This is a genomic window from Vibrio sp. D404a (assembly GCF_030248535.1).
Lineage (GTDB): Bacteria > Pseudomonadota > Gammaproteobacteria > Enterobacterales > Vibrionaceae > Vibrio.
Genome location: NZ_JAHGAJ010000012.1, coordinates 1 through 12,929, shown reverse-complemented (window position 1 = coordinate 12,929; position 12,929 = coordinate 1). Strand labels below are relative to the sequence as shown.

Here is a 12,929-nt window from a genome sequence, read left to right as displayed (position 1 = left end):
TCTGGCTCTGGAGGAGGCTCGACAACGTCTTCAACCATGTCTAGTTTTTGGGTGGCAACACTCGCCGGAGTCACGACCGTCGCCCCCATCATTGCTGCCTGCAAACCAACGCTAATTCTCAACATGTCTGTGCTTTTTGCGATGACAGTATCTTCCTTGGGAGAGAAATAGAGCCAAGCCGCAGCTATGCAGTGAATCACCAGTGACAGCAATATAAAGCCAGTAAAGGCCGAGCATCTTACTTTCATGCTTTGCCCTTACTGCTGTAAAGCTAGATGCGAAACGTTCAACTCTAGCTCCTGCAATGCTCCAAATAACGCAACGACCCTTTCCATCGGGACTTGTTTGTCACTGTGAATCACTACGCTCAGTTGGTCTGGATACATTAATTTCTGTTCAATTAGCCTTTCCTTGAGCGAATCTATTGAAAACACGCGAGCATCGTTGACTAACCAAGCATCGTCCCCATCAACCACACCAATTGAAACCACATTTTTTTGCACGTTCGCTACCGTTGGCTTTTCAACGGCTTTCGGAAGTTCCACTTCCATGGTTAACAGAGGCACGTTGATCATCAACATCATGAACGCGATGATGACAAAAATGACGTCTATCATTGGCGTCATGGCATCTTGCAGTGAGCTTGATACCTCTTCATCTTCTAAGTCAATCATGTTCGCTCTCTTCCAACTGAATACAGTGAGAAAAGTGATTAAGCACATCTGCAGCTTCCGCCAAATGAATGCGAATTCTCGACTTAATTAAGGCATGGCAAAGTACGCACACCACAGCGATAACCATCCCTGCAGCTGTTGTTGAAAGAGCTTGCCAAAGACCATCAGCAACAATTGATGGGTTGACAGGGCCATCACTCAGACCGATGTCGCGAAATGAACGCATCAAACCAATAATGGTTCCCAGCAACCCAAGCATTGGCGCAAGCGAAGCAATCGTCATCAAGCCGGATAATCTGCGTTTTAGCCGATTAGAATAACGAACCAACATGATTTTAATCGCCTCATCACGAACCTCTTTAGCACTAGATTTATGATGTACGAGTTCATCAATCACAAACTGATATCCAGTACCAGAGTGTTTCAAAATGTCCAAAGCATTATTCATTTCATGCTTGTGTAATGCCTGAAAGATCGCTTGATTGTCGCCTTTTGAAAGTCCTTGTTTTCTCAAAACAACAAACAGGCGTTCTAGCACTAATGCAAGTGCAATCGCCGAACACAACACTAAAGGCGCACCGGTCGCAATGGTCCAAGAATCAATTAACATAGTTCACCTCTTGTTTCTCAGCTGCTTGGATATGTTGCTCAAAGGCTTTAAGTCGCTTATAAACAGATATCAACTCAACAATGGTGGACCAACTGAACACAAGGTAATGTAATGATCCCTCTACCTTATTAAAGGCACGGATAATCTGCTGCATGGTGCCGAAGGTAATAAGGCCAGCAATGATGGTCGGCGTTAACATGATGTATGGCAGTATTGAAGAGAGCTGCAGGTAGCTCACTTTAAACAAATCAAAATAGAGGTAATGACGATACATAGTGACGTAATTGGTACGCACGTGTTGAAACAGCTCTTTCATCGATTGTGGTTGAGCTCGTGTATGGTCGTCTTCACCAAGCACTAACTCTTTACGCAACGCGGCTTCGGCCTTTTGGTTATTGAACTCCAAGCCCGGTAACTTCACACCAACAACCGCAAGCAGAACAGTGCCAAACAAAGCAGAGAGAATTGCTACATAGATCAATACGTGTTCTACTTCGCCAAAAAATGGCACCGACTTAACTTGTTTACTTAGTTCCCAAAGAACCGGCTGAAATGCCAGTAGTGTCATCAACGAACGTAAAAACGACACACCTAAACGTTCAACAATATTCGCAAAACGCATCGTGTCTTCTTGCACACGTTGAGATGCACCTTCAATGTGTCGAACCTTGTCCCAATGCTTCATGTAGTAACCATGCATCGCCGTACGCCAACGAAAGACATAGTGACGCATAAAGAACTCAAGTAAGATGGCCACCGCGATAAAAATCGCCGAAATCCTTAGAAAGGTCCACAAATGGCCATAAATATCATTAGCTTGTACGGTTCCCGGATTGGTCAACGCTTGTTGAATGGCATTATAAAAATCACCAAACCACTCATTCACTTGGACATCAAGCTGCACTTTGTACCAAGTTGCGAACAGAATGATCACGCTGCCTAGCCAAGACCAAACGTACCAGCGCTTATTAAAGAAAAAACTACGGAACATAAATTAGATACCTTCAGATGACACAGGCGTGCCTATCAATATTGCTTGTTTTGGTAAAGGGATGATCTGTGCAACAATCTCGGTCAAACGCTGCTCGGTCACCTGCTGATCCAGAGTGTGCATTGACTGCAAATAGTCTGGGCCTTGATACTTTTCGTAGCTAAGAGCTAAACGACGCAGCCAAGTATTTGTATCCGACAATCTCAATGATTCTGCGAATTGAATGTCGCCTTGAATACGAGGGTAATTTTCCAAAGGCAGTTGCTGAGATAGGTTTTCTAGCACCGTATTATGAGCTGCCACTAACAAGTCAACTTTCTCTGGTGCCGTAGTAAACTCTGTCGATAAGCGCACTTTATTGTCTTTATTCAAAGTCATCTCAAATCGAATCGAATACACACCACCAAGTTCATGACGAAGCTTATTTTTCAGTGCTTTTTGTACAATTGGATTCAGCGTTGATACCAAGAAACTCGATTCTGGTGTCCACATCATGTCCGCTTCACTTTTGATGGTGACTGTCGATTTATCTTCATCGTGGATTGCCTGTTCCAGAGTGTGGTATCCCGTAGGCAATACAGATTCTCGGCCTTCAAAATCTGATTTACGCGTCACTGCAGCTAAATATGGCAGTATCGACTTTTCGATGTCTTGTTCAGTGGTCTGCCCAACGATAAACAAAGAAACAGGTTGTTGGTTCAGCATCTCAACAGCTGATGAGAAACCCTTTTGGGTTAGCGACTCAACGTCTTTTGTCGTAGGAGAAATACCTTGAGGTGTCCCCCACAAAACCCCACGCTCCATAGCCAGTTCTGATACATCGTGAACGGATTCGGCTATAGCTTCTTTCGCTTGCTCGAACTGTTCAGCATTCAGTGTCCAACCCGTTTGGGTCATCCAATAAGAGAGCATTAAAGGTTCGAGGCGTGAAGGTGTCACTTTTGCCGACAGATCTAGCTGACTCCCGGTTTGAGCCCAGCTCCACATTACATTTTGTTCTTCTTGCCATCGCTTCAGAGTTTGATTCGAGAGCATCGTTAAATCAGTTTGTTGCCAAACCTGTTGAGCCGCTTGTAGCATCCAAGGCGGATACGCAGCACTGTTGTAACCCGCGTGAGATAACGCTTTGATATAGAGCTCGCCATCAGGCGTTTTTCGGTCTAGCCAAACAACTTGGTCTCCGTTAGCAAGCTTCCATTGCACGATTGCAGGGGAAAAGTGCTTATGCTTGCTCATTACATGCGCTTTAGCGAGGATCGGTGCTTTAAGCTCCACGAGTTCAGTCTCATTGTTTGAGGTCTGAGCACGTTTGGTCGACGTAACTTTTTTAGCTGGCGCTTGTATGGCTGTATATTGCTGCGACGAGATTTTCTTTGATAGCTGCTCAATTTGTTCTGCCGTAGGCAAAGTGCGGCGCTCTCCACCTGGGATCTGATAGAACATAAACTGATCGGAGGCGCTAAGGATTTGGTTGAGTCGCTCATTAAGCCCTTCAACCGTAAGTTCATCGATCCATTTGAGGGTACGAGCAGATTTGATTGCGTAATCTTCCTCCACACTGTCTTGCATCACTGCAGATGTGAGTTTGTCTTCCCATTTAGCAAAATCACGCTTTGGAATGATTTGTCGGTTTCTCTGAACGGAGGCTCTTGCCTTCTCCTTCAAAGCCAACAGGTCTGATTCATTGATTCCATTCTGCTTTAGTCGCTCGATTTCAGTCAGTACAACTTGTTGCCCTAAAGCGTGATTCGTTGTTTTGGCTGCCATCGCCGCAATCAGTCGATCATTAGTCGGCTCACTAAATGAGATATGAACAGATGAAATCGTCGCATCGTACTCAGATTTTGAGGCACGAACAGAGGGTTTGATTAGCTTTCTAATAAAGTAGTTTTGCAGCCTTTGATAAGCACCTGCCTCAGTGATACTTGGCTTCATCTCACTTCTGAAACCATACACGACAGCAGAAGTCGTGCCTTTTGGATCCTGCACCTTACCAATCACCAACCCATCTTTAAGAGGAAGCTTTACGTAGTCCCTATTTGGTACTGGCGCGCTGTCTTCTGCTCCAAAGGTATTCTCAATGGCTTCGGTGAGCTTATGATCATCAAAATAACCACTCGCCACCAAGGTCATATTGCCCGGCACGTAATATCTATCGTAGAAAGCGCGAATATCTTCAATCTCGACATCTAGAATGGCTTTCTTAGTGCCAATAGTTGGACGATCTACATAGCGAGATCCATTTCGAACGACCTGCTTTTTGGCTGTATTGACTCGTTCAGCAACACCAGCACCTCTGCGCATCTCTTCAAGTATGACTCCACGCTCAAGCTGCCAATCTTGATCTTTCATTTTTGCACCAAAGGCTAAGTCACTCAGCAATTTGACAGATTGCGAAACATCTAGAGCGTCATTGGGGCGAGTTCTCACCATGTACTGAGTTTCAGTTTGGCGGGTCATCGCGTTGATTTGAGTGCCAGTTTTCCAGCCTACTTGGTCGAAGAAACGATGCATGTCGATACTGTGCGCACGGTTCGAACGAAAGACCATGTGCTCAACAATATGAGCCATGCCGCGATGCTCATCATCAACAGAACCAGCGTTGACGATCAAACGAAGATTAAAGGGGTCTTTTGAATTTTGACTGTTATGAAAAACATACTGGAAGCCATTATCCAAATAGCCGTGATTGAGGTCTGAACTCCATTGAATTTCTTTTGCAAAAGCACCTGTGCAGGCCAATACCAAACTCGATGCAATGATACAAATAGAAACGCACCTACTAAGAAACATAATAATAACAACGCTATAACATAGTGAATAAAAAAGCACACCTAATGAGAAATTGATTTGATAATGATTATCAATAATTTTCTCATTAGCATTGAAAACGATTCCAAGATTACTATATTATGCGACGCACATCCAAGAATTTTATTGAAAGTAGCCATGCCATCATCTGGGTAAATAGAGCCAGATCATGGCTTTGAAAACAAGAATGTCATTTAAACGACCTAAAACTGCTACTTAATCGATCAAAAACCCAGTCAAAGCCATTCTTTTAAAGTGGTAAACTGGGATTATTTAGCTGAATGATTATTAATATCATTTAACTTTAGGTCTGGTAACGGTATCAGACACATGCAGTGGTATGACTTGCACAAAGTCATTTTTTGAATCTTTAAATAAAAATAAAAGAATCGACGAAATGAATAAAAATGTTATTGCGCTGGCAATTTTGTCAGCTTTAGGGAGCCCAGTCAGCTACGCTAATGAGCCAGTTGATCTTGGGGATATTGAAATATCGGATGGAAACAGCAGTAACGACAGCGCTGTAAATTCTGATGCTATTTATGAAAGCTATGACCCGATTGACTCAGGTACATCGGTAATGAGTGAAACCAGTGTCCAGAACAATAAATCGGGTGGTATTGATACAACCGATCTACTGAAATCGTCACCTTACGTTCAGATGGACAATAGTTTGGATGACGCTACTCAAGAAAACATCCAGTCTATTCGCCCGCAAAACTTCTCGATTTCAGGTGGTAACTACTACGACAATAACATCCAGATCGACGGCGTATCGGCAACGTCCATTCATGATGTCGTTAAGCCAACGAACAATGATGGTTCGACGAATAATTTGGATTGGAATAATGTCGTCGGTCAGACAAGCCAAAGCCTTTATGTAACACCCGATTTAATTGGCTCTGTTGAGATCATGGACTCCAACATCTCGGCGGAGCATGGCGACTTTGTCGGCGGTGTTGTGAACTATGAGCTTCGCAAGCCTAAAAAAGAGTTTGGCTTCAGCCTAAGTACCAGCTTCCAAAACGACAGCATGGTGGAATACCATGAGCCGACAGAAATCGATCCTGATGACGATACTATTGCTCCACCGGAATTCACTAAACAACAAACTACCGTCAGCTTTGATCTGCCACTGACAGAGAAGCTTAGTGTTCTCGCGTCCTACAGCAAAAGTACGTCTGAAGTCGAATATACACAAGATGAAGCATACGGTGGTACAACCGGCAACAATGGTGACACTTCTGAAAACTTCTTATTGAAAGGGGTTTACGAGTATCGAGACGACCTCACCTTCGAAGGTCAGATCATCCATAGTCCTTACGAAAGTGAGCGCGATTTACCGAATGCACGCAATGACCTAACCATCAGCAACTCTTCAGGCACCCAAGGTTATCTGAGTGCAACAGGCTTTTCTGGATCAACAGATTGGAACACCAAACTTTCTGTCTTACATAATGATGCATCACGTACGTCAAACAACGAACGGTACCAAATGGATGGCGAGTTCTTAGACTGGTGTAACACCACATCAAACTGTAACGATGGCGGTATCGGCGACTTAGAACAGTTGCAGACCGATTACGCCTGGACAACTTCGTTCTCGACAATGCTTGACCAAGGTACGTTGAACTACGGTAGCGAGATAAAATACACAGATGCTGGCAAGTCTCGACCAGAAGATGTGTACTACTATTACAGCATTAAAAAGTCGGCTGCCGATGATTTTATCTGCGATCCTAACGACAAATCTTGTACGCCAGATATGGCCAACTGGAAACATACTAAATACGACGCTTTTGACGCTGATGTCGGTGTGTACAGCCACGCACTTTGGGCAGAATACCTTACTCAATTTGGCCCCGTAGAAATGAGAGCTGGTACGCGCTACTCATACGATGACTTTATGGAAAACCATAACCTTGCACCGCGTTTAACTGCAAGCTGGGAGTTTATCGAAGAGACATACCTAACTGTGGGCGCAAACCGTTACTATGCCAACAAGATGATAGGTTATGCGATCAAAGAGCAAACACCTGCTCACACCTGTTATCAACGTGATATGAAAGACACCAGTGATGGCGGTTGGGGCGGCGTACCGGGAGACTGGTATGAGTGTTCAAGTCAACCAAGTGTTGATAACTACAGCGATTCAGACCTAGACACGCCATACAGTGACGAATTGACGTTAGCAATCACCATCCCTACTTTCTTAGATGGTAATGCGCGCTTCAAAACCGTTTATCGTCAGAACCGCTCACAGTTTGCAAAAAGTGATGAGCTAACGGATGCCAATGGTGATGATTACTACGAAATGACCAACGACGGCGAGACTGATTACTACGGTTACTCAATCGAATGGTCAGGTAATTATAAAAAACACTTCTTCAATGCCAACGTAACTTGGTCTGAAACTAAGAACAATGGATTAGTCGACTACACCGCCGATCCAGAAGATGAAACTGAACTTGTTTACTACAAGGGTCAGATCATGACGATGGCTGATATGTATGAAGATGACGCTCGTCAGAACTACGCCGCACCATTCAGAGCATCAGCTTCATGGTCAGCACTGTGGTTTGATGACGTGCTAATGACTAACGCGACCGTTTACTACCGCGGTAAGTATGAATATCTCACAGACACACGAGATAACTACACCGACACTGACGGCAGCAGATACGACATCTATGATGTCGAGGAGCAAAAAGCAAAAACCACTGTCGACCTCAATGCCACTTATCGCTTCCTGAAGTATAAGCAGCATAATGCGTCAATTGATCTACGAATCAAGAACCTATTTGATGAAGTTAACGGCAGCGAATCCAATTATCAGATCGGACGTTCTTTCTGGGTTGGCCTAAATTACTCAATGTAATATCAGCCGTAGAACGAATTAACCCTTCAAATAGGTTAATTCGTTCATTATTTGCGCGAGATCGGTCACATCTCGCGCAACCGACCATCCATAAAAAACAATTCCATCATTTTTTACTACCCACCTTTAAAATTGAGGTATATACTCTTTCTTATCCCTAGATGGAGGCAGAAATGGATACCCAAAACACCACGACTACGTTTCAACAGCTAAAAACCGGTGCAGACGCATACATTCAGCGTCGTAATCAACGCTTGCTAGCTAACCACCGCAAAGAACTGCGTAACTTTACACGAGCAGAAGCATCAACCTACTTAGGTATTGATGCGAAAACACTGGATCGTTACGTGACTTCTGCTGACATCGATCCACGCCGTCATGAAGACTCACAGTGGTCCATCGACATCTCAGAAATGTACAAAGTGCGCGACCTACTGCCGGAAAATCTACGCAAAGATGCGAAATTTATCCGCAGCGAAAAGCAAAAAGCGCAAGTTATGGTTATCCAAAACCAAAAAGGTGGTGTGGGTAAAACCGTATCAGCAGCGACCATTGCTTCTGGTTTAGCGACTGAATTCCACCAAGAATATCGCGTTGGCCTTATTGATATGGACGGCCAAGCAACCCTCTCTATGTACTACGCTCCAGAAGCGGAACAAGAAGGTTACCTTTCTGTTGGCGATCTTATGATGCGCACCTTTGATCTAGATGAAGGTGAAACATTTGAACAAGCCGTTTCAGAAGCATTCTTAGAAACCACCATCCCTAACTTGCGTATTCTGCCTGCAGCGCAAAGCGATCGTGCTATGGAAGGTTGGTTCCACGAGCGTGTATTTAGCCAAACTCTTGCATCACCATATTCACTGCTGCACGACATTATTGAAAGTGTTCAGGACGAGTTCGATATCATCATCATCGATACGCCACCATCACTTGGCTATGCGACGTTTAACGCATATTACGCAGCGACCAGTGTGGTGTTCCCGCTATCTATTACTGAAAACGATATCGATGCAACTTGTTCATACTTTAGCTACATCCCACAAGTTTGGGCGCTGCTAGAAAATGCTAACCATCAAGGTTACGACTTCATGAAGATTTTACTTACAAATCATCGTGATAGCTCAACAACCACAGACTTGATGAACAACCTATACGACCAATTTTCGCCTTACCTGTACTCTAAGGAGTTCAAACACAGCGAAGCGGTTCGTCAGGCATCTTCTCTTCTTTCGACGGTCTTTGATATGTCGAAAAGTGAGTATCCAAAAAGTAAAGCGACCTTCCAAAGCGCACAGCAAAACAGCTACGAAGTCACCAGCCAGATCCTTCGCGATATTCTGAACGTGTGGCGTGAACAGGAGAATAGTTAATGGCTAAGAAACGTGGCGGTAGCCCTCTAGGAAATACACCCGGCTCTATTGCCGCTCAGCAGTCAGCGGCAAAAGCGACAGTTGAAACGCTGACAAGCCAACTAACGAAAGAACTGGAGAAGTCAGGCCAAAAAGCGGCTGACTTTCTGCAGGAAAAATTCGGTATCGGCTCGGTAGGCCAACAGATGGTTTGGAAACTCGCTTCGGGTCAAACAGCAACCTTCAATGAAGTGACGTTGTCATTTGAACAAGTAAAAGACGAGACCTACGTTACATTCGATGTAAATGGTCGCGATCAAAGCCTGCTTACTAAAGAATCACTGGAAGACCTAAACTCGCTTGAGTTCCAACAGTTCTACCCAGCCGTTGGCCGTGAAGTGGATGGCCAAATTGATGTACTTGATGGCTCTCGACGTCGTGCTTGGTTCTTACTTCAAGAAGGACGTGTAAAAGAGTTCAGAATTCTTGTCACCCAAGATGAGATTTCGACCTCTGATGCGAAGGCGCTAGCGAAACAGTTACAAACGGCAAAAGAGCACAACCAACGCGAAATTGGCCTTCAATGCCAAACCATCATGAAAAGTGGCAACTACACTCAAGAAGACGTTGCTGCGATGATTGGTATTAGCCGCCCAGCAGTGAGCAAAGCACTGAAAGCAGCGAGCATCGACCAGAGAATTATCGCCCTATTCCCAGTAGTAAATGCACTATCACACACGGATTATGCGCTGCTTGGAAAAGTGATGAAGACATACCAAGAAGACAGCAAAGGCTTAACCGCGTTTATCCAAAAATTGGGTAAAAAGGCTGTCAATGTTCAGGTTGAACATTGTAGTGACGAGAACAAAGAAGCCCTACTCTCTTTGATCAAATCAGAGCTGAAAATTGCGGAATCTAAAAAGGTAACCGACAAAGCTGAAGTTACCCAACTAGCTGAATTTAATAGTAAAGGCATGTTTGCACGTAAGAAAGTCAAAGGTCGTAACTTCTCTTACGAGTTTGGCCGCTTATCAAAAGAGCTGCAATCAGAGCTCGACGAAGCGATTCAATCAGTACTGGATAAAGCAACGCAAGACTAGCTAACGCACTAGTTAAGGTAAGCCTCTTTATCCAGCTACAAAAAGGCTGAAACTTATACTTCCAATATAAGTTTCAGCCTTTTTCTTTTTAACCTTTCGTCTAGCGATGCTTATATTGCGTCGGGCAATAACCTCGCGAAACGTCAGAACTGCGAAACTTAGTATGCTTAGTCTTACGCCCTGATACCCTCGCCCGCCAGAGCTTAAAACTCCCGGTTTTTAACCGTTTTCGCATAAACCGAATCACGTCAGGCTCACTCAAGCCAAACTGAAGCTTTATAGCTTCGAATGGAGTCCGATCTTCCCAAGCCATTTCTATAATCCGTGACTCGCTCTCTTCGCTCAATATCATCCATCAATACCGCATAAAAAGAAGAGTCTTACGTTGATAATTGGTGTTAGGTTCATCTTCAGAGCAAAGTTTTCACCCCAAAATAGGCGTGTTCTATCTACTCGTCATACTATACAGAATAATTCTATATTTGAGATTCAACCTCACAAGACAACACAGTAACCTACTGTTTATTAGATATAATTTACTTTAGGATAGTGGCTATGAAAAACTAGGTAGAATTATTCTGGATTTAAGTACAGAAATTTTCTGTCTAAGAACTGTTAGGCTTTTGGAGAAATAATCAACATGGTTAAAAAGGGTATGCTTCTTCAGCTATTGGATGAACTCCGAAAGCTTGAGGGAAAAGGTAGTGAGTTTACCGCTAAAGAAGTAGCAGAGTCAGTCGGTTACAGTGTTAGCTCTGTAAACAAGTACTTTAACGAAAAGCTCAAGGGCGAGTACATCGTTAAAGTGAGTCGTTCTCTATGGAAATGCAGCGGTATTAACAAACTCTCTAATGACGAGTTTTTCAGGCTCATGTCCCAGAGTTTGAATACACAGTCCAAATCACCTGATGAAATTCTCTCGGATCAACTAATAAAAAGAAGTCATGATGCTTTTACGTTGGCGCTTGAAGTTTATAACCGTCCAACATTGGGGAATCGGGTTGAAGCATTTACCATTATGATGGTAAATGCATGGGAACTCATGCTTAAATCGGAACTAGCTAAAAGAGACGGTGCTTCAAGTATTTTTAAAGAGGGTGATTTCAGCATTAGCATTCGTGAAGCTATGTGTAAGCTAATCGAATCATCCGACAATGTGGCTAAAAACTTGGAAACGCTGATTGATCTTAGAGACCATGCGATTCATCTGCTAATTCCAGAGTTACAGCCTCAATTATCTCGTTTGTTCCAAGCAACAGTACTGAATTATCAAAAACGCTATAAAGCGCTAATGGGCAATAGCCCATTAGCAGGTCAAAGCGTTGGTTTGTTGAGTCTTATTGTCGATGGCTGCGAACCTGAAGTCGCAGTAATCAAAGAAACTTATGGTGAGTTAACCGCAACTCAAGTGAAAAGCTTTCTGGGCAAATTTACAGAAATGGCACGAGAATGTGACTCTGATGAATTTTCGATTTCTGTAGACTACAAGTTAGCGTTAACCAAAAAGTCTTCAGAGAGTGACTTATCTTTATCACTGAGTGATGGTGGTGAAAAAGCAATTATCATCCGCGAAACTAAAGATCCAGATGTTACCCACCCATACCATCAGAATACAGCAATCGCAGAAATTAACCTTCGACAAACACTCTTTAAAATTACAAGTTACTCTTTTCAAGCTGTTGTAAAGAAGAACAAAACTCAGAAAGCCAAGCGCTCTAACTATCATTATGAGCTAGATGGGCGTCACAGGTACTCTGAGGCTTTCATTGAATGGTTTGTGAATAATCTTAACCAGAAAAATTGGCTGGACGGTGCATTAAAAAGTCACCGGAACCGTCGGAAAAAAGCCTAACAAACGACTATGGCGTCAATGATTAGTTTTTGGCTATATTTTCATCCCACATGGCGCCATCTCTGAGCATAGAATTAAGGGTCACAACCATCTTTCTTACACACGCGATTATTGCGACTTTCTTGGGCTTTCCTGCTGCTAGAAGTCGAGCATAAGTGGCTTTGAATATAGGGTTACATTGCATCGCTGACATCATCGCCATGTATAAAACGGTTCGCACTTGCGAACGACCGCCTTGGATTACACGCTTACCTTTGTAGCGACCACTTTCACGTGTGATTGGAGCGACACCTATCAGTGATGCTGCTTGTTTATTCGTGATGTAGCCAAGTTCAGGTACGTTGCTAATTATTGATGCAGCGGCAATGTTTCCTATTCCTGGGACGCTCTGCAATATGGTGTTTTTAGCCTGATATTCAGGACTATCTTCAATGAGCTTAACGAGCTTTTCTTCTAACTTGGTGATTTGATTTTTTATCGTGGTTAACATTGGTTTGATAGTCGAATGAAGAGAAGCTGGAAGTATCTGGATTCGGTTCTTTTCCATGGTTTGCATGGATAACAACTGGTTTCGGCGAATAACTAAGTCACTCATTAAACGTATGTTTTTAGGTTTGATGATAGTAAGAGCTGGTTTGATTGCTTCACCATAGTGAGCGAT

11 protein-coding genes are annotated in these 12,929 nt (G+C 43.5%); 4 read left to right on the top strand and 7 right to left on the bottom strand.

The window, feature by feature from the left end:
- The 5 genes from KI655_RS07940 to KI655_RS07920 form a co-directional block, all read right to left on the bottom strand.
- The coding region (locus tag KI655_RS07940) for a hypothetical protein (RefSeq protein WP_285403507.1) at nt 1–248 on the bottom strand (248 nt) is incomplete at its 3' end.
- Nucleotides 249–257: 9 nt separating this feature from the next.
- Nucleotides 258–674: a biopolymer transporter ExbD gene (locus tag KI655_RS07935; protein ID WP_285403505.1), complete on the bottom strand. Its 417-nt coding sequence runs from the start codon at nt 672–674 to the stop codon at nt 258–260.
- A complete protein-coding gene (locus KI655_RS07930; protein ID WP_285403503.1) occupies nt 667–1,284 on the bottom strand; it encodes a MotA/TolQ/ExbB proton channel family protein in 618 nt (205 codons plus the stop codon). The genes KI655_RS07935 and KI655_RS07930 overlap by 8 nt, the downstream gene beginning before the upstream one ends.
- The gene (locus KI655_RS07925; protein WP_285403502.1) at nt 1,274–2,275 is read right to left on the bottom strand and encodes a putative transporter; all 1,002 of its coding nucleotides are present in this window, start codon (nt 2,273–2,275) and stop codon (nt 1,274–1,276) included. Before KI655_RS07925 ends, KI655_RS07930 begins: the two co-directional genes overlap by 11 nt.
- A gap of 3 nt (nt 2,276–2,278) precedes the next feature.
- Complete coding sequence (locus tag KI655_RS07920; protein WP_285403501.1) at nt 2,279–5,068, bottom strand: M16 family metallopeptidase; 2,790 nt, start codon at nt 5,066–5,068, stop codon at nt 2,279–2,281.
- Between the two features lie 415 nt (nt 5,069–5,483).
- On the opposite strand from KI655_RS07920, the gene KI655_RS07915 reads away from it, so the two are divergent.
- From KI655_RS07915 to KI655_RS07905, 3 genes are all read left to right on the top strand, one after another.
- Nucleotides 5,484–7,964 (top strand): TonB-dependent receptor domain-containing protein, encoded by a 2,481-nt coding sequence (locus tag KI655_RS07915; protein WP_285403499.1) that lies wholly within the window; start codon nt 5,484–5,486, stop codon nt 7,962–7,964.
- A 173-nt stretch (nt 7,965–8,137) separates the two neighbouring features.
- Nucleotides 8,138–9,337, top strand: a complete 1,200-nt coding sequence (locus KI655_RS07910) for a ParA family protein (RefSeq protein ID WP_285403497.1) — start codon at nt 8,138–8,140, stop codon at nt 9,335–9,337.
- Nucleotides 9,337–10,416 carry a ParB family protein gene (locus tag KI655_RS07905; protein WP_285403495.1) on the top strand — a complete coding sequence of 360 codons (1,080 nt, stop codon included), beginning with the start codon at nt 9,337–9,339 and terminating at the stop codon, nt 10,414–10,416. Before KI655_RS07910 ends, KI655_RS07905 begins: the two co-directional genes overlap by 1 nt.
- A 100-nt stretch (nt 10,417–10,516) precedes the next feature.
- Here KI655_RS07905 and KI655_RS07900 read toward each other — a convergent pair whose 3' ends face one another.
- Nucleotides 10,517–10,768 carry a TIGR03643 family protein gene (locus KI655_RS07900; RefSeq protein ID WP_285403493.1) on the bottom strand — a complete coding sequence of 84 codons (252 nt, stop codon included), beginning with the start codon at nt 10,766–10,768 and terminating at the stop codon, nt 10,517–10,519.
- Between the two features lie 288 nt (nt 10,769–11,056).
- Between KI655_RS07900 and KI655_RS07895 the strand changes: the two genes are divergently transcribed.
- Nucleotides 11,057–12,268 carry a DUF3644 domain-containing protein gene (locus KI655_RS07895; RefSeq protein WP_285403492.1) on the top strand — a complete coding sequence of 404 codons (1,212 nt, stop codon included), beginning with the start codon at nt 11,057–11,059 and terminating at the stop codon, nt 12,266–12,268.
- Nucleotides 12,269–12,290: 22 nt separating this feature from the next.
- Here KI655_RS07895 and KI655_RS07890 read toward each other — a convergent pair.
- A partial coding sequence (locus KI655_RS07890; RefSeq protein WP_285403491.1) for a transposase occupies nt 12,291–12,929 on the bottom strand: 639 nt, incomplete at its 5' end.